At 76.1% G+C, this 21,821-nt stretch carries 19 protein-coding genes; 10 read left to right on the forward strand and 9 right to left on the reverse strand.

Annotated features, from left to right (window positions below; genetic code table 11):
* Both OZ948_19020 and OZ948_19025 read left to right on the forward strand, forming a co-directional pair.
* Positions 1-1,155 (forward strand): ATP-binding cassette domain-containing protein (locus OZ948_19020; protein ID MEB2346816.1); only part of this gene is annotated, 1,155 nt, incomplete at its 5' end.
* A gap of 21 nt (positions 1,156-1,176) precedes the next feature.
* The gene (locus tag OZ948_19025) at positions 1,177-2,124 is read left to right on the forward strand and encodes a lauroyl acyltransferase (protein ID MEB2346817.1); all 948 of its coding nucleotides are present in this window, start codon (positions 1,177-1,179) and stop codon (positions 2,122-2,124) included.
* Here OZ948_19025 and OZ948_19030 read toward each other — a convergent pair.
* Both OZ948_19030 and OZ948_19035 read right to left on the reverse strand, forming a co-directional pair.
* On the reverse strand, positions 2,121-2,885 hold the full coding sequence (locus OZ948_19030) for a hypothetical protein (protein ID MEB2346818.1): 765 nt from the start codon (positions 2,883-2,885) through the stop codon (positions 2,121-2,123). The genes OZ948_19025 and OZ948_19030 overlap by 4 nt on opposite strands.
* A gap of 53 nt (positions 2,886-2,938) precedes the next feature.
* Positions 2,939-3,664 carry a hypothetical protein gene (locus tag OZ948_19035; protein ID MEB2346819.1) on the reverse strand — a complete coding sequence of 242 codons (726 nt, stop codon included), beginning with the start codon at positions 3,662-3,664 and terminating at the stop codon, positions 2,939-2,941.
* A gap of 304 nt (positions 3,665-3,968) precedes the next feature.
* Between OZ948_19035 and OZ948_19040 the strand changes: the two genes are divergently transcribed.
* The 6 genes from OZ948_19040 to OZ948_19065 all read left to right on the forward strand — a co-directional run bounded on the left by OZ948_19040 (position 3,969) and on the right by OZ948_19065 (position 12,005).
* On the forward strand, positions 3,969-6,083 hold the full coding sequence (locus OZ948_19040; GenBank protein ID MEB2346820.1) for a TonB-dependent receptor: 2,115 nt from the start codon (positions 3,969-3,971) through the stop codon (positions 6,081-6,083).
* 195 nt (positions 6,084-6,278) lie between these two features.
* Positions 6,279-7,205 (forward strand): ABC transporter substrate-binding protein, encoded by a 927-nt coding sequence (locus tag OZ948_19045; GenBank protein ID MEB2346821.1) that lies wholly within the window; start codon positions 6,279-6,281, stop codon positions 7,203-7,205.
* The gene (locus OZ948_19050) at positions 7,202-8,011 is read left to right on the forward strand and encodes an ABC transporter permease subunit (protein MEB2346822.1); all 810 of its coding nucleotides are present in this window, start codon (positions 7,202-7,204) and stop codon (positions 8,009-8,011) included. The genes OZ948_19045 and OZ948_19050 overlap by 4 nt, the downstream gene beginning before the upstream one ends.
* Positions 8,008-8,862 (forward strand): ATP-binding cassette domain-containing protein, encoded by an 855-nt coding sequence (locus OZ948_19055; GenBank protein ID MEB2346823.1) that lies wholly within the window; start codon positions 8,008-8,010, stop codon positions 8,860-8,862. Before OZ948_19050 ends, OZ948_19055 begins: the two co-directional genes overlap by 4 nt.
* 47 nt (positions 8,863-8,909) lie before the next feature.
* A complete protein-coding gene (locus tag OZ948_19060) occupies positions 8,910-10,145 on the forward strand; it encodes an NnrS family protein (GenBank protein ID MEB2346824.1) in 1,236 nt (411 codons plus the stop codon).
* Between the two features lie 276 nt (positions 10,146-10,421).
* Positions 10,422-12,005, forward strand: a complete 1,584-nt coding sequence (locus tag OZ948_19065; protein ID MEB2346825.1) for a DUF3131 domain-containing protein — start codon at positions 10,422-10,424, stop codon at positions 12,003-12,005.
* Positions 12,006-12,011: 6 nt separating this feature from the next.
* Here OZ948_19065 and OZ948_19070 read toward each other — a convergent pair whose 3' ends face one another.
* Positions 12,012-12,854 carry an undecaprenyl-diphosphate phosphatase gene (locus OZ948_19070; protein MEB2346826.1) on the reverse strand — a complete coding sequence of 281 codons (843 nt, stop codon included), beginning with the start codon at positions 12,852-12,854 and terminating at the stop codon, positions 12,012-12,014.
* 90 nt (positions 12,855-12,944) lie between these two features.
* Between OZ948_19070 and OZ948_19075 the strand changes: the two genes are divergently transcribed.
* On the forward strand, positions 12,945-13,250 hold the full coding sequence (locus tag OZ948_19075) for an NAD(P) transhydrogenase subunit alpha (protein MEB2346827.1): 306 nt from the start codon (positions 12,945-12,947) through the stop codon (positions 13,248-13,250).
* On the forward strand, positions 13,247-14,650 hold the full coding sequence (locus OZ948_19080; GenBank protein ID MEB2346828.1) for an NAD(P)(+) transhydrogenase (Re/Si-specific) subunit beta: 1,404 nt from the start codon (positions 13,247-13,249) through the stop codon (positions 14,648-14,650). Before OZ948_19075 ends, OZ948_19080 begins: the two co-directional genes overlap by 4 nt.
* A 20-nt stretch (positions 14,651-14,670) precedes the next feature.
* Here OZ948_19080 and menE read toward each other — a convergent pair whose 3' ends face one another.
* From menE to menD, 6 genes are read right to left on the reverse strand one after another with little or no spacing between them, the layout of a single operon-like run.
* A complete protein-coding gene (gene menE / locus OZ948_19085; protein ID MEB2346829.1) occupies positions 14,671-16,107 on the reverse strand; it encodes an o-succinylbenzoate--CoA ligase in 1,437 nt (478 codons plus the stop codon).
* Complete coding sequence (locus OZ948_19090) at positions 16,104-17,258, reverse strand: o-succinylbenzoate synthase (GenBank protein ID MEB2346830.1); 1,155 nt, start codon at positions 17,256-17,258, stop codon at positions 16,104-16,106. Before OZ948_19090 ends, menE begins: the two co-directional genes overlap by 4 nt.
* On the reverse strand, positions 17,255-18,166 hold the full coding sequence (locus OZ948_19095) for a 1,4-dihydroxy-2-naphthoate polyprenyltransferase (protein MEB2346831.1): 912 nt from the start codon (positions 18,164-18,166) through the stop codon (positions 17,255-17,257). Before OZ948_19095 ends, OZ948_19090 begins: the two co-directional genes overlap by 4 nt.
* Positions 18,163-18,999 (reverse strand): 1,4-dihydroxy-2-naphthoyl-CoA synthase, encoded by an 837-nt coding sequence (menB, locus tag OZ948_19100; protein ID MEB2346832.1) that lies wholly within the window; start codon positions 18,997-18,999, stop codon positions 18,163-18,165. The genes OZ948_19095 and menB overlap by 4 nt, the downstream gene beginning before the upstream one ends.
* Positions 18,996-19,844: a 2-succinyl-6-hydroxy-2,4-cyclohexadiene-1-carboxylate synthase gene (gene menH, locus OZ948_19105; protein MEB2346833.1), complete on the reverse strand. Its 849-nt coding sequence runs from the start codon at positions 19,842-19,844 to the stop codon at positions 18,996-18,998. Before menH ends, menB begins: the two co-directional genes overlap by 4 nt.
* A gap of 35 nt (positions 19,845-19,879) precedes the next feature.
* Positions 19,880-21,706, reverse strand: a complete 1,827-nt coding sequence (gene menD, locus OZ948_19110) for a 2-succinyl-5-enolpyruvyl-6-hydroxy-3-cyclohexene-1-carboxylic-acid synthase (protein MEB2346834.1) — start codon at positions 21,704-21,706, stop codon at positions 19,880-19,882.
* Between the last annotated feature and the right edge of the window lie 115 nt (positions 21,707-21,821).

The raw sequence follows: 21,821 nt of genomic DNA on the forward strand, positions 1-21,821 counted from the left end.
GCCCTGCTCACCTCCCTCACCGACACGCTCCAGTCGGTGAAGCCGCTCAAGGCGATGGCGCGCGCCGACGTCTCGGACGCCGTGCTGGCCCGCAAGACGCTGGCGCTCCACTCCGCGATGCGGCGCGAGGTGATCAGCAAGGAGGGGCTGCGCGCGATCCAGGATCCCACCTTCGCCGTCCTGATCGCGATCGCGGCGTGGGTCGGGCTCGAGCGCTGGAACCTTCCGCTCGCGACGGTCAGCGTGATGATGCTGGTGCTCGCCCGGGTGCTCAGCGCGCTGAAGAAGCTGCAGTCGACCTACCAGGAGATGGTGCTCTGTGAGAGTGCCTACTGGGCGATGCGCAAGACCATCGACGAGGCGCACCGGCAGGTCGAGCGGACGAGCGGCACGCCGCCGCCGCCGCTCGTCGAGGGGATCCGCTTCGACCAGGTGAGCTTCGCCTACGGCGAGGCGCCGGTGCTCCACGAGTGCTCGTTCGAGATCCCCGCCGGCTCGCTGACCACGCTGATCGGGGCGTCCGGGGCCGGCAAGACCACCGTCGTGGACCTCGTGATCGGGCTGCTCCAGCCGGGCGCCGGGCGGATCTGGATCGACGGCGCGCCGCTCGAGGAGCTCGATCTCGTCGCTTGGCGGCGCCAGATCGGCTACGTGCCGCAGGAGAACCTGCTCCTGCACGACACCGTGCTGCAGAACGTGACGCTCGGGGATCACGCGCTCGGCGAGGCGGACGCCGAGCGGGCGCTGCGCGCCGCCGGGGCCTGGGAGTTCGTGGCGCGCCTGCCGCAGGGGGTCCACACGCCGGTGGGCGAGCGCGGATCCATGCTCTCGGGCGGGCAGCGGCAGCGCGTCATGGTGGCGCGCGCGCTGGTGCGCAAGCCCCGGCTGCTGATCCTCGACGAGGCGACGAGCGCGCTCGATCCCGCGAGCGCGGAGCAGATCTCCGCCACGGTGCGCGCGCTGCGCGGCGAGATCACGATCCTCGCCATCTCGCACCAGGTGGAGCTGGTGGACGTCGCCGATCGCGTGTATCGCTTCGAGGGCGGTCGCGCCGCCTTCGTGACCGGGGGCGCGAAGCGGCCGAGCCTCGCGAGCGCGCCGCCGCCGGCGCACGAGGAGGCCACCGGCCCCGCGGCGGCGGGCGGCCGCGGCTGACGGGGCGGGGGGAGCGGCGGCGTGGCCCAGCACGCCTGGGCGCCGGAGTTCGTCCGGCGCGGACTCGAGAACCTGCCGTCGCTGCGCGGGGTCGTGCAGTGGCTGGAGGCGGCGTGGCTCGCGCTCGTGTGGGCCACGCTCGGGCTCCTGCCGCCGGCCTGGGCCTCGCGGGTGTCGGCCGCCTTCCTGCGCCGCGTGGGTCCGCGCCTGCGCAAGCATCGCCACGTGCAGCGCAACCTCGCGATCGCGCTGCCCGAGCGCAGCCAGGCGGAGCGGGAGGCGATCGCCCGGGAGGTGTGGGCGGGCCTCGGGGCCGTCTTCGGCGAGCTCCCGCACCTGGGCCGGATCGACGGCGAGGCGGCCAGCCGGATCGAAACCGAGATCCACGGCCGGCTCGCCGCGCTCGAGGAGCCGCCGCGCCCGGTCGTCTTCGTGACGGCGCACCTCGGCAACTGGGAGGTGACGACGCTCGCCGCGGCGCGCTACGGGGTGCCGATCTCGGTGATCTACTCCCCCGACGCGAATCCCTGGGTCGATCGCCTGATCAGACGACACCGGAAAGCGTTGCGCTGCGAGCTGGTGGCGAAGCAGGGCGGGCTGCGCGCGCTGCTCCGGGCGCTGGCCGCCGGGCGCTCGCTCGGCTTCCTGATCGACACCCGCCAGGACGACGGCGAGCTCGTGCCCTTCTTCGGCACACCGGCGCTCACGACGACGGTGCCGGCGCGGCTCGCGCTGCGGGCCGGCCTCCAGCTCGTGCCGCTGCGCTGCGAGCGGACGGGGCCCGCGCGCTTCCGGATCGACCTCGGCCCCGCGATCGAGCCCGATCCCGCGATCGCCGATCCCCGCGAGCAGGCCCGCGACATGACCCGGCGCGTGAACGAGCGCTTCGAGGCCTGGATCCGCGAGCGCCCGGAGCAGTGGCTGTGCACGAAGCGCCGCTGGCCCAAGGAGCGGCGGCCGGCGTCCTAGCCGGGCATCTCGATGTTGATCGTGAGCGTGCGGCGCAGGAGGTCGGGGTCCTCGGCCGTCATCGGCCGCACCGAGTGCCAGGAGTTGAAGGTTCTCACGAAGACCACCGCCTGGTTCGGCTCGAAGGCGAAGGTGTCGAGGACCTCCACCTCGTCGAAGCCGAGCTGGTGGTTCAGGCGGTTGAAGCTGCGGGTCGGGTCCTTGGGGCGGTTCACGTCGGTGCCGCCGCCCCAGGCGGGATCCCACTCGCCTTCGCGCAGCATCGAGACCACGAGCGTCACGACCTTGGAGGCGCCGTCGGTGTGGGGGATCACGTGGCCGCCCCGGGCGGGCAGCGCGGAGAACTCGAAGCGCGAGGCGAGCTCGAGCGAGTCGGTGCGCACGCCGCCGCGCCGGGCGTCGGCGAGGCGCTTCTGGAGCCTGCGCCAGCGCGAGGAGTCGAGGTCGAAGCCCAGGTCCACGTGCCGGGCGCGCAGCGCGTCGAGCACGCCCGCCACGAAGGCGCGGCTCTTCACGTAGGCGTGGAACTCGCGCCAGAGCGGGTGCGCGCGCACGAAGGCGTGGAACTCGTGGGTCCCGAAGCGCTCGCCGAGCGAGAGCTTGTTGCCGACCTTGGCGAGCGTCTCGAAGCGGTGTCGATCGGGGAAGGCCTCCACGAGCTCGCGGTAGAGCGCGGGCTCCATCACCGGCCGCGCGATCCCGATCGGGAAGGGCTCGTAGCGGAGCTGCAGGTGGTCCCAGCGGAAGAACGGGCGCGACATGGGCGCAGCGTAGCGCCGGCGGTCGCGCGGGCGTCGTCCTCGGAGCGGGCGCTTCAGCCTGCGGGGCCCGGCGGCTGCTCCGCCCCGGCCGGCCAGCGCGGGACGCCCGCGCGCTCGGCCACGACCGCCTCGGTCGTGAACAAGGCGTGGCGCCGCGCGAGCCGTCCGAGCACCAGGACGTCCGTCTCCCCGTGCTTGCTCACCGCCGTGCCGCGTTCGGCGATCTCGGGGTTCACCCCGTAGGCGTGGGTCAGCTCGAAGCTGATCCCGGCCACGACGACGCGGTCGAAGCGGCCGTCGGCGAGGCCGAGCGCGACGGCGAAGACGCCGGTCGAGGGGTGCTTGCGCGCGATCTGCTCGCGGACGGCGGGGTCGTCCCCGCAGAGCTCCGAGACGAGCGCGTGATAGGCAGCGAGCGGCCGGGTCTCGAAGCGCTCCCAGCGGTAGCCGGCGGCGCGCAGGCGCAGGCGGGCCCAGGCGGGCTCCATCCGGATCTGGCGCGCACGCCGCCAGAGCCGGCGGACGGGGCTCCCGCCGCGGTCGTGACGGGGCAGCAGGTGGAGCGTTCCGGTCCGCAACCCCCCGAGCGCCCGCAGGCTGTGGCGCGCCGAGGGCTGGCCCGAGGTCAGGATCGCGGAGATCGCGGTCAGGACGGGTACGGGCAGGCCGAGGTCCGCCGCGGAGCGGCCGGACGCGTTGGCGCAGGCGACCGCGTCGATCGCCGAGCGCGCGGGCAGGGCCGGATCCGGCTTCGAGCCGAGGACCAGGAGGGTCGCCACGGCGGCGGGGTAGGGGCCGCGCGTGCCTCCGTCAAGCGCGATGCCCGCCGAATCGCCGAATCGCCGGGACTGTCCCCGAATCGCCCGAATCGCCGGATCGCCGGGACTGTCCCCCCCTCTTGCCGATGGAAACGAAAACGGTTTTCATTTTCAGTTGTGCGCCTGGAGTGAGGGGGGTGGAGCTGTGCGCATCGATTTCTCTTTAAGGGTGGCCTGCGCGTGTTTCCTCGGGGGGGCGCTTGCCGGGCCTGCCTATGGGCAGTCGGCCACGCCGGGTAGCGTCGTGCGGGTCGAGCCGATCGAGGTGAAGGGCACGGCCCCCGACGACCTCGAGCTCGCCCGCGAGAAGCTCGACGCGATTCCCGGTGGCACCGCCCTCGTCGAGACCGAGTCGCTCGAGGGGACGGCGAACCTCACGCTCTCGGACACGCTCGGGACCACCCAGGGCGTCGTGATCCAGGACTTCTTCGGCGGCTTCGACCAGCCGCGCATCCAGATCCGCGGCTCCGGGTTGCAGCAGAACCCGGTCGAGCGCGGCGTCTTCTTCCTCCAGGACGGGCTGCCCCTCAACCGCGCCGACGGCTCCTACGTCGTCTCACTCGCCGAGCCGCGGGCAGCCGAGTTCATCGAGGTCCACCGCGGGGCCTCGACGAACCGGCTCGGCGCGACCGTGCTCGGCGGCTCGCTGAACTTCGTCTCGCCCACCGGCTCGAGCCAGCCCGGCCTGCGCGGGAACGCCGAGGGCGGCTCCTTCGCCACGGCGGGCGGGGCGGCAGCCTACGGCGTCGCGGGGGAGGACTACGACGCGTACCTGAGCCTGAGCGGCGGGCGGAGCGACGGCTTCCGCGACTACAACGACTCCTGGCGCGCGGGCTTCGACGCCAACGCCGGCTTCGAGCTCGGCGGCGGCCTGTCGAGCCGCGTCTTCGCCGGCTACCGCGACGTGCGCTTCGACGTGGCCGGCCCGCTCACGCGCGAGCTCATGGGGGACGACCCGAGGGAGGTCTTCCCGGGCCCCGTCTTCTCGTTCACGCCCGCGGGCCCGGCGGTCACCGGCCCGGGCCCGAACGTCATTCGCGATCTCCCAATGCGGCGGACGCGCCAGGGCCGGCTCGGGACGCGCGCGAGCTACGAGGCCGGGGACCACGTCTTCGACGCGGCCGTCGGGCTCAGCTACACCGACGACCGCTTCGTCTTCCCGATCCCGGGTGGCATCCGCGACACCGATGGGGGTGACCTGGCGCTCGTCGGCCGCTACGCCTGGCAGCCCGATCCGGAGGCGCCGCTGCCGCTCGCCGAGGCGACGCTCACCGTCGCGCTCGGCGAGGCGGACCGGGCCTACGCCATCAACATCGAGGGCGATCGGGGTCCCGTCTTCGGCCGCAACGACCTCTCGGCCGTGACGCTCTCGGGCTTCGTCGGCGGGAACGTCCCGCTCGGGCGCGGGTTCACGCTCTCGCCGGGCCTGGCCCTCTCCTACGCGCTGCGCGACAACGACGACACCTACCGGGCTGCCACCCGGCCGACGGTCGCCTTCAGCCCCCTCGATCCGGACGTGCGGATGCCCGACGGCACGGTGCCCTGGGAGGACACGAGCTACGACCGCAACTACTTCGGCCTAAGCCCGAGCCTCGCCCTCTCGTGGCGGCCCGCCGAGGAGCATCTCCTGTTCGCCGCGGTCAGCCGCAGCTTCGAGCCGCCCTCCCACGACGACCTGATCGCCACCGTGAACGGCACCCCGAACAGCAGCCCGGGGCGCCCGAACCTGCTCTTCCCGGTGGCGGCGGCGGCGTTCCGCACCCCCGACCTCGACGCGCAGACCGCAACCACGGTCGAGGTCGGCTGGCGCGGGGAGCTCGGCCCGGTCGCGCTCGACGCGGTCCTCTACCACTCCTGGGTCTCGGACGAGCTCCTGAACCTGCGCGACGAGAGCGGCGTCTCGCTCGGCTCCGTCAACGCCGACGACACGCGCCATCTCGGCCTCGAGCTCGCGGCGACGGCGCGCGTGGCCGACCGGGTCACGGGGCGGCTGTCCTACATCTTCCAGGACTTCCGCTTCGTCGACGACCCGGTCCGCGACGACAACCGCCTCGCCGGCGCGCCGCCGCACGTGATCGGGCTCGACCTCGCCTGGGAGGCGTTCGACGGGCTCACCCTCGGAGGGACCCTCCACTGGCAGCCCGGCACGACGCCCGTCGACAACCTCAACACGCTCTTCACGAGGACCTTCGCGACCTTCGACCTGCGCGCGCGCTACGAGCTCCGCTCCGGGATCGCGCTCTTCGTCGAAGGCCGCAACCTCAGCGACGAGACCTACGCGGCCTCGACCCTGGTGGTGGACCAGGCGCGCTCGGACCAGGCGGCCTTCATCCCCGGCAACGGACGCTCGGTCTACGGGGGCGTCGATGTCCGCTTCTGACGCCCGCGAGGAGGGCGCGTGCCGGTCCTGAGGAGCCGTCCGCCCGAGCCGGGGCGCGGGCTCGCCGCCCGGCTCGCCCTCGCCCTCGCCCTCGCCCTCGCGCTCGCGCTCGCCCCGGGGTGCGGCCCCTCCGAGCGCGAGTCCCCGGCCGACGCTCCCGCCCCGGGAGCGGGCAGCGCGCCGCGCTCGCGGCTCGTGCTCGCGGGCCCTCCGGCGGCGGTCTCGAACCCGCTGATCCACATGGTCGAGTCGGGCGCGCTCGCCGATCTCGCGGACGCCGTCGAGTTCGTGTCGTGGCGCGACCCGGACCAGCTCCGCGTGATGGCGCTCGACGGCCGCGCCGACGTGCTGGCGATGCCCGTGAACGTGGCGGCGAACCTCTACAACCGCGGCGTGGCGCTGCGGCTCGTCGACGTCTCGACCTGGGGCATCCTGTGGGTCGTGTCGCGCGACGCCTCGCTCGCGACGATCGAGGACCTCCGCGGCCAGGAGATCGCGATGCCCTTCCGCGGCGACATGCCCGACATCGTGTTCGGGCTGATCGCCGAGCGCAGCGGCCTCGACGTGCGCAAGGATCTGCGCCTGCGCTATGCCGCGACGCCGATCGACGCCATGCAGCTCCTCGTCCTGCGCCAGGTCGACCACGCGGTGCTGGCCGAGCCGGCGGTGTCGATGGCGCTGCGCAAGACGGGCTCGTTCCCGCTGCGGCTGGTGGCGCCCGAGCTGCACCGGGGCCTCGACCTCCAGGAGGAGTGGGGGCGGGTCTTCGGGCGCGACGCGCGGATCCCGCAGGCGGGGATCACCGTGATGGGCGCGCTGCGCGATCGCCCCGAGGCCGTGGCGCGCATCCGCGAGGAGTACGCGCGCTCGCTCGCCTGGTGCGCCGCGAACGCCGCCGCCTGCGGCGCGATCGTCGCGAAGCACATCCCCCTGCTCCTGCCCGAGGCCGTGGCCGACTCGATCGCGACGAGCCGCCTGCGCTCGGTTCCCGCGGCCGAGGCACGCCCCGAGCTCGAGTTCCTCTTCGAGCGGCTGCTCGAGAAGAGCCCCGCCCTCGTCGGCGGGCGACTCCCGCCCGACGACTTCTACGACCCGGGCGCCGGCAGCCCCCCGGCGCCATGAGGCTCCTGCGCGACAGCGCCGCCCATCTTCCCGCCTACCTGTGGAGCGGCTGGGGGGCGGTCGCGAGCCTGCTCCTCGCGCTCGCGCTCTGGGAGGCGGTGAGCGCGCACTACGGGCCGCTCGTGCTGCCCGATCCCCGCTCGGTCTTCACCGCCTTCCTCGCCCTCGTCGAGCGCGGCGCCGCGTGGGGCGAGCTCGCCACCACCGCGCGCCGCGTGGGCCTCGGCTTCGGCGCCGCGCTCCTCGCCGGCTCCGCGCTGGGCCTCGCCGCCGGCGTCTCGATGACGGCCTCGACGGTGTCGCGCCCGCTCGTGACGGTGCTGATGGGAACCCCGCCCATCGCGTGGCTCGTGCTCGCGATGCTGTGGTTCGGGGCCGGCGACGGCACGCCGGTGTTCACGGTCTTCGTGGCGAGCTTCCCGGTGGTCTTCGTGGGGGCGCTGCAGGGGGCGCGCACGCTCGACAACGAGCTCTCCACGATGGCGCAGGCCTTCCGCCTGCCGCGGCGCATGCTGCTCGTGGACCTCTACCTGCCGCACCTGGTCTCGTACCTGCTGCCCGCGGCGATCGTGGCGCTCGGCGTGGCCTGGAAGGTGGCGGTGATGGCCGAGCTCTTCGCGACGCAGGACGGGGTGGGCGCGGAGCTCGCGGTCTCGCGCTCGCAGCTCGACACGGCCACCACGATGGCCTGGATCAGCGCGGTGGTGGGCGCGCTGCTCGCCGTCGAGTACCTGCTGCTCGAGCCGATCCGGCGCGAGGTCGAGCGCTGGCGCGACCTCGACGCGCCGCACGAGGGCGGCCCGTGAGCTGGCTGCGGGTGCGCGGCGTGCACCACGCCTTCGCGCGGCGCGAGGTGCTCGCGGGCGTCGACCTCGAGGTCGGGGCGGGCCAGGCCGTGGCGCTCGTGGGCCCCTCGGGATGCGGCAAGACGACGCTCATGCACCTGTGCGCGGGGCTCCTCACGCTGCGCGAGGGGACGATCGAGAGCCGCTTCGAGGATCCCGCCTTCGTGTTCCAGCAGCCGCGCCTGCTCCCGTGGCGATCGGCGCTCGACAACGTGGCGCTCGGCCTCGCCGCCCGGGGCACGCCGCGCGGCGAGCGCGAGCACCGTGCCCGCCAGCTCGCGCTGCGCATGGGGCTCGCGCACGCGGACCTCGACAAGTACCCGCACCAGCTCTCGGGCGGCATGCGCAGCCGCGTCTCGCTCGCCCGCGCGCTCGTCCTCGAGCCCGATCTGCTGCTGCTCGACGAGCCCTTCTCCGCCCTCGACGTGGGGCTCAAGGAGGAGCTCTACGGGCTCCTCCTCACGCACCTGGCCGCGCGGCGCATGGCGGCGCTCCTGATCACCCACGACCTGATGGAGGCCGTGCGGCTCTCGGACGCGATCCTGGTGATGGCGCCGGAGCCGGGGCGGATCGTGTCGCGCTTCGCGCTCTCGCCGGCGGCCGCCGGGCGCGACGAGGCCTGGATCTACCGCACCACGGCGGCGCTCCTGGAGCAGCCGGGCGTGCGCGCGAGCTTCAGCCTGCCCCCGCGCGCGGGGCAGGCGGCCGAGGGCCCCACGGCGAGCCCGGCCGGCGCGCACGAGCCGGGCATCCGGGAGCTCGCGGCGGGCGCGCCCGTGATCCCGCTCGCGCGGACGAAGAGCCGGTGCTGAGGTCCCCCGGCGTAGCGGCGGTAGCGCCGGCCCCGGGGCGCGGCCTCGTGGATCGCCTGGCCGCGCACCCGCTCTTCCAGTGCAGCTTCCGCCCGCTCTTCCTCGCGACGGCGGTGCACGCGAGCCTTGCGCTCGCGCTCTGGCTCGCGTGGCTCGGGCTGGGCCTGCCCCTGCCCCCGCTGCCGGGCGGCCCCCTGGCCTGGCACGCACACGAGATGGTGTTCGGCTTCGGGCTCGCCGCAACGGGCGGCTTCGTGCTCACGGCGGTGCCCGAGTTCACGGGCGCGCGCGCCTTCGGCCCGCGCGTCGCCCTCGGCGCGAGCGCGCTCTGGGTCGCCGGGCGCATCGCGTGGGCCCTCGCGGGCTTCCTCGGCCCCTGGCCCGCCGCCGTGACGAACGTGGCCTTCGCGGCGCTCCTGCCCGCCCTCCTCGCGGCGCCCCTGCTGCGCGACCCCGATCGCCGCCATCTCGGCTTCCTCTGGGGGCTTGCGGTCTTCGCGGCGACGGTCGCGGGGTTCCACGCCGCGGTGCTCCTCGGCCGGAGCCCGCTCCCGTGGGCGGACGCGGGCATCGGCGTGATGATGATCCTGGTCGTCGTCGCGATGAGCCGCATCTCCATGCGGATCCTGAACGACGCGCTCGACGCCGCGCGCGCGGCGGGCGCCGAGGACGCCCCCGAGTACCTGGCGCGGCCGCCGCGCCGCAACCTGGCGATCTTCGCGATCGCGCTGCACACCGGGGCGGCCTTCTTCGTGCCGTCCTCGCCCGCGACCGGCTGGCTCGCCCTCGCAGCCGCCGCGGCCGTCCTCGGCCTGCAGAACGACTGGCACGTGGGGCGGCCCCTCCTCGGACGCTGGCCCGCGCTCCTCTACGCGGTGTACTGGATGGTGGCGCTCGGCTACGCGGCGCTCGGCGCCGCGGCGCTCGGCGCCGGCATCGCGCCGGGCGCCGGGAGGCACCTGCTCGCGATCGGCGGCATGGGGCTCTCGATCCTGGCCGTCCTGTGCATCGCGGGCCGCGTGCACAGCGGCCGGCCCCTCGAGACGCGGCCGTGGGTCCCGCTGTGCGCCGCCCTGATCGCCGGGGCGGCCCTGGTGCGCGCGGCGTCGGGCCTGCCGGGCGCTCCCGCCTTCGCGCTCACGATCCTGGCCGGCCTCGCCTGGGTGACGGCCTTCGGGACCTACGTGCTCTACATGGCGCCCGTCCTGTGGACCGCGCGCAGCGACGGCGAGGTCGGCTGCCACGAGACGCTGGTCCCCGCGAGCGTGGCAGCGGAGGCGTAGGGTGGCGCGGCTTCGGTGGCCTCGCGGCCTTGCGGGCGCCGCGGGGGCATCCGGCCGGACCTGGCGGGCTTCGCGCCGGCGCCGCCGGCGGCCGCGCGACGCGCGCGCGTGCGCGCGCAGACGGGCGGCTCGCGCCGGGCCGCCCTCGCGGCTATCCCCCCGCCGCGCAGCCGCGGGCTGCGCACGGCTTGCTACAGGCGAGCGCGCGGCGGTCCGATTCCCGGAGACGGGAGGGGGGCCCGTGCCGCGAGGTCCTGGCACGAGGAGACCCGGCCCATGGACCGACGCCGAGCGCGCATCGTCCGGGCCCTCGCGACCGCCGCCTGCCTGTGCGCGGCGGCGCGCCCGCCGCCCGCCCGGGCCGAGGTCGCGAGCTTCGAGCCCGAGCATGCCGCCCGCCCCTACGTCCAGGGGGCGCGCAAACGGGCCTGGGAGGAGGCCCACGGCGGGCGCGCGGCCGCGCGCGAGGCGCTCGCGCGCCGGCTCGAAGGCTGGCCGCGCACCCTGCTCGCCGACCGCGACGAGCTCCTGCGGCTGTCCGACGAGGCGCTGCTCGACCGCCTCGCGCGCGACACCTGGCGAGGCCTCGCCGCGCTCACCGACCGCCAGAACGGCCTGCCCCTCAACCACGTGCTCTTCCCGCAGGGCTCGCTGGCACCCCTGCACAGCCAGATCGGCGACTACGCGAGCACCACCGACATCGGGCTCTGGATCGTCGCGGTGGTGGCGGCCCACGATCTCGCCCTGATCGGGCCCGACGAGGCCCGCGAGCGCGTCGAGCGCGTGCTCGACAGCCTCGACCGGCTCGAGAAGCGCCACGGCTTCTACTTCAACTACTACGACACCACCACGCTCGAGCGCACCAGCGACTTCGTCTCGTTCGTGGACTCGGCCTGGCTGGCCGCCGGCCTGATCGTCGCCCGCCAGACCTTCCCGGCGCTCGAGCGCCGCTGCAGCGCGATGCTGGCGCACCGCGACTTCGGTCACTTCTACGACCGCCGGAGCCGGCTCATGGTGCACGGCTTCTACGTCGATCCCGTGCGCCGTTCGCCCTACCACTACGGGATGCTCTACACCGAGGCGCGTCTGGGGAGCCTGGTGGCGATCGGCAAGGGCGACGTGCCCGCGGCGCACTGGCAGGCGATGACCCGGGTCGAGCGCTGGAGCCCCGACGGCCCGGGGGCCGCGCGGGAGCCGGCGGTGCGCGGCGTCCGCCCGGGGGCCCGCGCCGTCTCCCCCGAGCGCACGACCTCGGGCTACTTCGAGTGGCAGGGCTACCGCTACGTGCCGTCCTGGGGCGGCTCGATGTTCGAGGCGCTGATGCCGGTGCTGGTCGTGGACGAGCTGCGCGAGGCGCCGGCCAGCCTGGGGCCGAACGGGCGCGTGCACGTGACGGTGCAGCGGCGCTACGCGCAGGAGCACCTCGGCTACCCGGTCTGGGGCATGTCCCCGAGCTGGAGCCCCGACGGGAGCGGCTACCGCGAGTTCGGCGCCCGCGTGCTGGGCGTGGCCGGCTATCCGGCGGGCGCGGTGACCCCCCACGCCGCCGCGCTCGCGCTCATGGTGGACCCCGCGGCTGCGCGGGCGGTCCTGCGCGAGCTCGTCCGCCGCTATCCGATCTACGGGGACTTCGGCCTCTACGACGCGGTCGCGCCGCGCACCGGCGAGGTCGCGCACGCCTACCTGGTGCTCGACCAGGCGATGATCCTGGTCGCGCTCGCGAACCATCTCGCGGGGGGCGCGATCCAGCAGCGCTTCGCGGCCGATCCGATCGTGCAGCGCGCGCTCCCGCTGCTCGCGGCCGAGCGCTTCCCGAACTCCGGCCCGCACGACGTCGGCGAGCGCGAGACGCCGCGCTGAGCCCCCTCACGCGGCGTCGAGGGTGAGCGCGCCGGTCCAGAACAGGACGCCGAGCACGATCGCGAGCGCGATCCGGTACCAGCCGAAGGGCGCGAGGCCGTGGCGGCCGAGGAAGCCGACCAGCCAGCGCACCGCCACCGCCGCGGCCAGCGCGGCCGTCGCGAAGCCGATCGCGACCGGCGCGGCCCCGAGCTGCTCGAAGAGGTTCGGGCCGTCGCCGAGCAGGTTGCCCGCGAGCTTGTAGGCGCAGGCGGCGCCGAGCGTCGGCACCCCGAGCAGGAACGAGAACTCGGCCGCGTCGCGCGGCCGCAGGCCGAGCAGCACGCCGCCCGCGATCGTCATCATGGAGCGCGACGTTCCCGGCCACATCGCGACGCACTGGAACAGGCCGATCATGAGCGCCGTGCGCGCGTCGATGGCGTCGACGCCGCGCGTGCCGGCGGCCCCCCGGCGCCCGAGCCAGAGCATCCAGATCCCGCCGAGCAGGAGGGCGGCGAGCACCGGGGGCGCGCGGAACAGCCGGGCCTCGATCGCGTCGTCGAGCAGCGGCCCGAGCAGCGCGGCCGGCAGGAAGGCGAGCAGGAGGTTCGCGAGCAGCCGCCGCCCGGCCGGATCGCGCCCGCGCAGGCCGTTCCAGACCTGCGGCACGCGATGGCGGTAGAGCCCGAGGACGGCCAGGATCGCGCCGCCCTGGATCGCGATCTCGAAGGCCGCCAGCGCCCCGGCGTTCGCGGGGGTGCGCAGGCCCAGGAGCGTGGAGGCCAGGATCAGGTGCCCGGTCGAGCTGATCGGCAGGTACTCGGTGATGCCTTCCACGAGCCCGAGCACCAGCGCCTGCCACCACTCCACGCGCGTCTCCTCGACCGGGGCCGTGTCTCTACCCTATCCTGCCGCCCGCTGCACGCCCGGGAGTGATCGAAACCATGCACGAGACCCCCCATGCATGAGGCCGCGGGCCCCGACGTCTGGGCCCTGTTGATGGTGTTCCTGCTGGCCGGCTTCGTCGGCTTCCAGGTGATCCAGAACGTCTCGCGGCTGCTGCACACGCCGCTGATGTCGCTCACCAACGCGATCTCCGCGATCGCGATCGTGGCGTCGATCATCGTGACCGGCGAGCAGCGCACGACCGCCAGCACGATCCTCGGCGCCGTGGCCGTGGCCGCCTCGATGACCAACATCGTGAGCGGCTTCCTGATCACCGACCGCATGCTCAAGATGTTCAAGAAGCGGGAGCCCGGGAAGTGAGCGGCTTCGCCCACGTGCTGACGCAGGTCTCGTACCTGCTCGCAGCCGCGCTCTTCATCTTTTCCTTGCGCTGGCTGAACCGGCCCGAGACCGCGCGCCGGGGCGTCGCGGCGGGCGTCGTCGGGATGGCGGCGGCGGTCTTCGGCACGCTCCTGCACCCGGAGATCGCGAGCTACCTCTGGATCGTCGTGGCGCTCGCGGTGGGCACGGCGCTCGGCATCCCGCTCTCGCGGGTGGCGCTCACGGCGGTGCCGCAGCGGACCGCCCTCTCCCACGCCTTCGGCGGCCTGGCCGCGGGCCTCGTCGGCATCGCCAAGTACTCGCTGTGGGCCGGCGACGGCACGCTCACGACCTTCCGGATCACGGCGATCGTGGTCGAGGTGCTGCTCGGCTTCATCACCTTCACCGGCAGCCTGATGGCCGCCGGCAAGCTGCAGGAGGTGATCCCGACCCGGCCGATCACCTACCGCGGCCAGAACTACGTGAACCTGGCGCTGCTCGGGATCGCGATCCTGTGCGGGGTCGGGCTCGTGATGGACCCCTCGCGCTGGCCGCTCTTCGCGGTGGTGGTGGCGCTCTCGCTGCTCTTCGGGGTGCTCCTGATCATCCCGATCGGCGGCGCCGACATGCCGACCGTGATCTCGATCCTGAACTCCTACGCCGGGCTCTCGGCGGTCGCGATGGGCTTCGTGCTCGACAACCGGCTGCTGGTCACCGCGGGCGCCCTCGACGGCGCCTCGGGCTTCATCCTCTCCGTGATCATGTGCCGCGCGATGAATCGCTCGTTCACGAACGTGCTCTTCGGCGCCTTCGGGCAGGTCGCGGCCGGCGGCGGCCCGGCCGGCGAGCAGAAGGCCGTGAAGAGCGCCACCGCCCAGGACGTCGCCGACGTGCTCGCCAACGCCACCAGCGTGGTCGTCGTGCCGGGCTACGGCATGGCCGTGGCGCAGGCCCAGCACCGGGTGCGCGAGATCTACGACCAGCTCGTGAAGCGGGGCGTCGACGTGAAGTTCGCGATCCACCCGGTGGCGGGCCGGATGCCCGGGCACATGAACGTCCTGCTCGCCGAGGCGGACATCCCCTACGAGTCGCTGGTCGAGATGGACGACATCAACCGCGACCTGCCCCAGACCGACGTGGTCCTGGTGGTCGGCGCCAACGACGTCGTGAACCCCGCCGCGCGCCACGACAAGTCGAGCCCGATCTACGGCATGCCGATCATCGACGCCGACAAGGCGAAGCTCTGCATCGCCAACAAGCGCTCGATGAACCCTGGCTTCGCCGGCATCGACAACGAGCTCTACACCGCCGACAACACCTTGATGCTCTTCGGCGACGCCAAGGTGATGCTGGGCGAGATCGCGAAGGCGCTCGCGGGCGACGCGGGGCTCGGGCACTGAGAGCCCACTGAGGCGAGCGCTCAGCCGGCGACGGCGCCCTCCCCGGCGAGCATCCGCCGCACGAGCTTGCCGCCGGCGTTGCGGGGCAGCGCGGCCACGAAGCGATAGCTGCGCGGGACCTTGTAGCCGGCGATCCGCGCGCGCAGGAAGCGCTCGAGCGCGCCCGCATCGGCGCGCGCACCGGGGGCGAGCACCACCCAGGCGGCCGGGCGCTCGCCGTGCTCCGCGTCCGGCAGGCCCGCGACCCCGGCGTCGGCGACGTCGGGATGGGCGAGCAGGGCGGTCTCGACCTCGGCGGGATGGACGTTCTCGCCACCGCTCACGAGCATGTCGTCGGCGCGGCCGAGCACCCGCAGGGTGCCGTCCGCGTCGAGCGCGCCGAGGTCGCCGGTGCGCAGCCAGCCGCCGGCGAGCGCGCGCGCGCTCGCCGCGGGGCGCCCCCAGTAGCCCTGCATCAGGGTCGGGCCGCGCACCTGGATCTCGCCCTCCGGCGCGATCCGCACGCCGGTGCCCGGCAGCGGGCGCAGCCCGCCCCCGTCGGCGCGCAGCGGCGCTCCCGGCGGGAGGGTCGCCACCTGCGAGCCGGCCTCGCTGAGGCCATAGGTCGGGAGCAGGGGCCAGCCGGCCCCGGCCGCGCGCTCGAGCAGCGGGGCCGGCGCTCCGGCCCCGCCGAGCAGGACCGCCCGCAGCGCCGCGCCCGGCGGCCGGCCCCGGCGCTCGTCGAGCAGTCGGGCGAGCATCGTCGGCACCAGGGAGGCGAGCGTCACCTGCTCCTCGTCGAGGGCGCGTGACACCGCAGCCGGATCGAAGCGCTCGTGGAGCACGACCGGCAGGCCTGCGAGGACGCTGCGGACGAGGATCGCCAGGCCCCCGACGTGGAAGAGCGGCAGGCAGGCGAGCCAGCGATCCGCGGGGTGCGTGCCGAGGTGGCGCGCCGAGGCCGCGGCCCCGGCCGCGAGGCCCGCATGGCCGAGCACGACTCCCTTGGCCTCGCCGCTCGTGCCCGAGGTGTAGACGATCACGGCCGGCGCCGCGGGCGCGAGCACGGGCTCCTCGCCGGGGCCCGGGGCCGCGAGGGCCGCGGCTGCGATCGCCGCCGCCCCCGCCTGCGCGGCCGCCGCGCACGCCTGCTCGGCGAGTGGGCCGGGGCCGTGGACGAGAAGGCGCGCGCCGGCGTCGCGGAGCTGGCGCGCGAGCTCGGGGGGCGCGAGGCGCAGGTTGAGCGGTACCAGGATCGCGCCGGCCTGCGGCACCGCGTGGAGCAGCTCGACGAAGGCGGGATCGTTGCCCAGGAGCGCGGCGACCCGGTCGCCTGGCCGGACGCCCGCGGCGCACAGCGCGGCGGCGCGCGCCGCCGCCCGCGCCGCCAGCTCGCGCCACGTCACGACCCCGCCCCGCCACAGGAGCGCCGGGGCGTGCGGCGAGCGCTCGGCGCGCACGCAGAGCCAGGGCCTCACGCCGCCGCCTCGCCGAGCCGCGTGATCACGCGCCCGCGGCCCTCGGCGACGCGCGCGAGCCGGGCGGGATCGAGCGCGACGCCGAGCCCCGGCCCGGGCGGCACGAGGAGCGCGCCGGCCCGCAGCGCGGGGCCCGCGCCGAGGTCGGCCTCGAGCAGGGTGCCGGTCGCGAGGCCGCAGGCGAGGAGCGGCTCCGGGAGCGCCGCGGCGCAGGCGAGCGCGGCGGCGCGCGCCACGGCCCCGTCGAGGAGCGAGGTGACGAAGACGGCGCAGCCGGCCTCGCGCGCGCGGGCGGCGGCCCGCAGGGTCGCCCGCAGCCCGCCGAGCGCGCTCGGCTTGAGGACGACCACGTCGGCGGCGCCCGCCGCGAGCACGCGCGCGAGCCCGGCCGGGTCGGCGGCGGCCTCGTCGGCGGCGACCGGGATCGGCGAGCCGGCGCGCACGGCCGCGAGCGCCGCCACGTCGCGCGCCGGCACCGGCTGCTCGACGAGCTCGATCGCGTGGACCGCGAGCCGCGCGAGCGCGCGCAGCGCCTGGCCGGCGGAGCGCCAGGCGCCGTTGGCGTCGAGGCGCAGGCCGGCGTCGGGCCCGAGCGCGGCCCGCACGGCTGCGACCCGCGCGAGGTCGTCGGCCGGCGGGGCGGCGCCGACCTTGAGCTTCACGCACGAGAAGCCTGCCCGGGCCGCGCGCCGCGCCTCGCCCGCCGCCGCCGCGGGCGTCGCCCCCGCGAGCAGGGCGCAGGCGGCGACGCGGGCGCGCGCGTGCGGCTGCCCGGCGCTGCGGGCGAGGAGCGCGGCGAGCGGGAGGCCCGCCTGCTGCGCCGCGAGGTCGTGGAGCGCGGTGTCGAGCGCCGCGCGGGCACAGGGGGCACCGGGCGCGAGGCGCGCGGCGTCGTCGAGCAGGGCGTCGCGCGCGTCCGGCTCCGCGCCGAGCACGTGCGCCGCGAGGACGGCCAGGGCCTCGCGCGCGCGCGGCGCCTCCTCGAGCCCGAAGCCCGCGACGGGGGTCGCCTCGCCGAGGCCCCGGCGCCCGTCGTCGCCGTCGAGCACGAGCAGGGCCCCGCGGCGCTCGCGGAGCGGTCCGTGCGCGGTCGCGAGCGGCGCGCGCAGCGGCAGCGCGATCGGCACGACGCGCGCCCGCACGATCCTCACGCGGCGCCCGCGAGCGCGAGCCCCGCGCCGAGCAGGACGCCGAAGCCGGCCGTGAGCCGCGCGGTCGCGGCCAGCGCGGGGTCGAGGGCGGGACCGTCGAGCCCGCCCGCGATCGCGGCCGCGAGCCGTCCGGCGCGCGGCGCGAGGGCGATCGGTGCGAGCGCCCAGGCGCTCCCCGCGACGAAGGCGACGGGCGCCAGCAGCCAGAACGGCGCGCGCAGGAGCACGACGGTGTAGCGGCGCGCGCGCCGCGCGCCGAGCCGCACGGCGAGCGTGCGCTTGCCCGCGCGCGCGTCGCCCTCGCGGTCGCGCAGGTTGTTGATCGCGAGGATCGCCGTCGCGAGCAGGCCGAGCGGCACCGCCGCCGCGAACGCGAGCGGCGAGGCCGCCCCCGCCTGGAGCCCGTGGCTCCCGGCGACGCCGACGACGCCGAAGAACACGAAGACGGCGGCGTCGCCGAGGCCGTGGTAGGCGAGCGGCCAGGGCCCGCCCGTGTAGGCCCAGGCCGCGAGCAGCGCGAGGGAGCCCGCCAGGGCGACCGGCCAGCCGCCGCGCGCGACGAGCACGAGGCCGCTCGCCGCCGCCGCGACGAGCGCCGCCCCGAGGCCGGCGCGCAGGGCGCCCGGCGAGAGCAGGCCGCTCGCCGCCGCCCGTGCGGGCCCGAGACGCCCGGCGGTGTCGGCCCCGCGCTCGTGGTCGTAGAGGTCGTTCGCGAGGTTCGCGGCGAGCTGGAGGAGCAGCGCCGTCGCCAGGCAGGCGAGCGCGAGGCCGGGGTCGGCACGGCCCTCGGCCGCCGCGGCCCCGGTCCCGGCGGCGATCGGCGCCAGCGCGGCCGGCAGCGTGCGCGGGCGCGCGGCCAGCCACCAGGCGCCGGCGGAGCCCGGACGGGGCAGGGCGGCGGCGCTCACGGCCGCCAGGGGAAGCGCTCGAAGGCGGGCGCGCGCTTGCCGACGAAGGCGTCGCGCCCCTCCTGCGCCTCCTCGGTCATGTAGAACAGGAGCGTCGCGTTGCCCGCCAGCTCCTGGATCCCGGCCTGGCCGTCGCAGTCGGCGTTGAAGGCGGCCTTGAGGCAGCGGATCGCCAGGGGGCTGTGCGAGAGGATGCGCTGCGCCCACGCGACGCCGGCCGCCTCGAGCTCGGCGAGCGGTACGACCTTGTTGACGAGCCCCATCGCGAGCGCCTCGCCGGCGCCGTACTGCTCGCACAGGTACCAGATCTCGCGGGCCTTCTTCTGGCCGACCACGCGCGCCAGGTATGCGGCGCCGAAGCCCGCGTCGAAGGAGCCGACGCGCGGCCCGGTCTGCCCGAAGCGCGCGTTCTCGGCGGCGATCGTGAGGTCGCACAGGAGGTGCAGCACGTGGCCGCCGCCGATCGCGTAGCCGGCGACCAGCGCGATCACGGGCTTCGGCAGGCTGCGGATCACGCGCTGGAGGTCGAGCGCGTTGAGCCGCGGGACGCCGTCGTCGCCGACGTAGCCGGCGTCGCCGCGCACGCGCTGGTCGCCGCCCGAGCAGAAGGCGTCCGGGCCCTCGCCCGTGAAGAGCACCACGCCGACCTCTTGGTCCTCCCGGGCGCGCGCGAAGGCGTCGATCAGCTCGAAGAGCGTCTGCGGGCGGAAGGCGTTGCGCACCTCGGGCCGGCAGATCGTGATCTTCGCGATGCCCGGGATCTTCTCGAAGCGGATGTCCTGGTAGTCGCGTACCGCCTTCCAGTCCGGGGGGGTCGTGAGCGGCGTCGTCATGGGGTCCTCCTGGGTCTCGTGGGTTCGGGATCGGGAAGCGCGCGCAGGAACGCGCACGCCTCGGCGAGGAAGGTGGCGGGGCTCTCGAGGTGCGCCGCGTGGCCGGCGCCGGGAACGACGACCGCGCGCCCGCGCGGGGCGCGCCCGGCGAGCTCCCGGGCGATCGCGCAGAACTTCGGGTCCTCGGCGCCGGCGACGAAGAGGAAGGGCGTCGCGAGGCGTGCGAGGGCCTCGTGCAGCGGCGGCTGCGCGCCCGTGCCGACCCCGCGCAGCGAGCCGGCGAGGCCGGCCGCCCGGTTGGCGAGCCGCTCCCGCCGTGCCCGGGCGAGAGCCTCCGGCCCGAGCCGCGCCTGGCTCGCGAAGAGCGGCTGCGCCATCCAGCGCTCGACGAAGGCGGCCACGCCGTCGCGCTCGATGGCGGCCGCGAGCGCCTCGTCCGCCGCGCGCCGGGCGGCGCGCTCGACCGGGTCGGCGATCCCCGCCGAGGCGCCGACCAGCACCGCCGCACGCACGCGCTCGGGACGCGCGCAGGCGAAGCCGAGCGCGATGCGCCCGCCCATCGAGTAGCCGAGCACGGCGGCATCGCGCACGCCCGCGGCGTCGAGCACGGCGGCCAGGTCCTGCGTGCATCGCTCCATCGTGTAGGCCTCGGGCGCGCGCGGCGCGTCCGAACGGCCGTGGCCGAGCAGGTCCACGGCGATCGTCGCGTGGCCCGCGGCCCGCAGGCCGGCGGCGGTCGCGTCGAGCGGCCGCAGCGAGCCGGTGAAGCCGTGCAGCAGCAGGACCGGGGCCCCCGTACCCCGCAGCTCCACGTGGAGCGCGCGGCCGCGGCTCCCGACGCGCAGCCGCCGGGTGGGCGATGCCGTGAGCGCCGCTGCGCTCACGGCGCGAGCTCCGCGTCGACGGCCGTGGCGACGGCCTGCCAGAGCGCGCGATGGTGGGCCGTGTTGGCGGCGCGCTCCATCGGCACCTCCACGACCTGCAGGCCGCCGGCCGCGAGCCCCCGGGCGAGGGCCGCGTCGAGCGCGGCGGCCTCCGTCACGATCTCGTGGCGGCCGCCGGCCAGGGCGGTAGCGAGCGAAAGGTCGGCGCCGTGGGGAGCCGCGAAGAGCGTCTCGAAGTCGAAGGCGGAGCCGAACTGCGCGACGGGCAGGTGCGAGAAGATCCCGCCGCCGTCGTCGTTCGCCACCACGATCAGCGCCGAGAGCCCGTGCCGGCGGGCCGCCAGCAGGCCGCCCACGTCGTGCAGGAAGGCGAGGTCGCCGGTGAGCAGCGCGAGCGGGGCGCCGAGCGCCGCCGCGGCACCGAGCGCGGTGCTCGGGATGCCGTCGATCCCGTTGGCGCCGCGGCTCGCGAGCACCCGCAGCCGCCGCGGCGCGGGCGGCAGGAAGCCCTCGACGTCGCGCACCGGCATGCTGTTCGAGGCGAACAGGGCCGCACCCTCGGGCAGGGCGCGCGCGAGGGCGCGCACCACGGCCGGGGCGAAGGCCCGCGGCTCGGCCGCGATGCCGCGCGTGAGCACGGCCTGCGCGAGTCGTTCGGCCGCGAGGAAGGCCGCGAGCCAGGGGCTCGCCGCGCGCGGCGCCTGCGCCTCGAGCCGGTCGGCGAGGGCGTGGCAGAGCGCCGCCGGGTCCGCGCGGAGGATCTCGCGCGCCGCGTGGCCCGGGTCGGCGAAGCCGCCCTCGGGATCGGCGATCCAGAGCTCCGCATCCGGGTGGCGATCGAGCCAACGCGCGGTGGCCTGGCTGGTCGGCGGCGCGCCGAGGCGGAGCACCAGCTCGGGCGCCTGCCGTGCGGCGAAGCGCTCCGCGCGCAGGAAGGCGTCGTGCGCGCCGCAGACCGGCGTCGCCGGGACGTGCGGGCCGCGGCGCAGGGGCGAGGCGCCGTCGGCGAGCAGCGGCCAGCCGGCGGCGCGCGCGAAGCGCGCGGCGGCGGCGGCGAGCGCGGGATCGCGGTCGTCGGGCCCGCACAGGAGGACGCCGCAGCGTGTCGCCCGCACCTGCGCGGCGAGGCGGCGCACCTGCTCCGGGTCGGCCTCGGCCCGCGCCGCCCGGACGCGCAGCCGCGGGCGCGGCGCGCCGCAAGCCGGCGTGGCTTCCGCGAGCGCCTCGCGGTCGCCGGCGAGCGGCGTCGGCTCGAGCGGCTCGCGATAGGGCAGGTTCAGGTGCACGGGGCCCGCCGGCGGGCCGCTCGCGACCGCGGCGGCGCGGGCGGCCGTGGCGCGCAGGTGCCGCAGCAGCGCGGGACGCGGCTCCGGCGGCGGGAGCTCCGCGAACCAGCGCACGTGGGTGCCGAAGAGGCGGAGCTGGTCGATCGTCTGCGCGGCGCCCCAGTCGCGAAGCTCGGGCGGCCGGTCCGCGGTCAGCACGACGAGCGGGACGCGGGCGAAGCTCGCCTCGATCACGGCCGGCAGGAAGTTGGCGGCCGCCGTTCCCGAAGTACACAGGAGGGCGACAGGAGCACGAGCGGCCTTCGCGAGCCCGAGCGCGAAGAAGGCCGCGGCACGCTCGTCTACGTGGGTCCAGACCCGCAGCCCCGGCGTCGCCGCCGCCGCGATCGCGAGCGGCGCCGACCGCGAGCCGGGGCACAGGCAGGCATGGCGGACGCCGGCCGCCGCCAGCTCCTCGAAGAGCGCGCCCGCGAAGAGCAGGTTCCGGTTGGTGCCGGGCTCCGGCACGCCCGGGTCGGGCCGCGGGGCGCTCGCCATCTAGTGCCCTGTCTCGGAAGTTCGCCTGCATTCGATCGCGGCGACGGGCCGCTCGCAGCGTTGCGCTCCCTCCCCATGGCGACGGCCATGGCTCGGTCGCGCGCCTTGCGAGCGG

Source organism: Deltaproteobacteria bacterium, from assembly GCA_035063765.1.
Classification (GTDB): Bacteria; Myxococcota_A; UBA9160; order UBA9160; family PR03; genus CAADGG01.

Excerpts from the sequence above, each read along its gene's own strand:
- OZ948_19050 (MEB2346822.1), top strand. The coding sequence starts at position 7,202 with ATGAGGCTCCTGCGCGACAGCGCCGCCCATCTTCCCGCCTACCTGTGG.
- menD (MEB2346834.1), bottom strand. The coding sequence starts at position 21,706 with ATGGCGAGCGCCCCGCGGCCCGACCCGGGCGTGCCGGAGCCCGGCACC.
- OZ948_19030 (MEB2346818.1), bottom strand. The coding sequence starts at position 2,885 with ATGTCGCGCCCGTTCTTCCGCTGGGACCACCTGCAGCTCCGCTACGAG.
- OZ948_19075 (MEB2346827.1), top strand. The coding sequence starts at position 12,945 with ATGCATGAGGCCGCGGGCCCCGACGTCTGGGCCCTGTTGATGGTGTTC.
- OZ948_19065 (MEB2346825.1), top strand. The coding sequence starts at position 10,422 with ATGGACCGACGCCGAGCGCGCATCGTCCGGGCCCTCGCGACCGCCGCC.
- menB (MEB2346832.1), bottom strand. The coding sequence starts at position 18,999 with ATGACGACGCCGCTCACGACCCCCCCGGACTGGAAGGCGGTACGCGAC.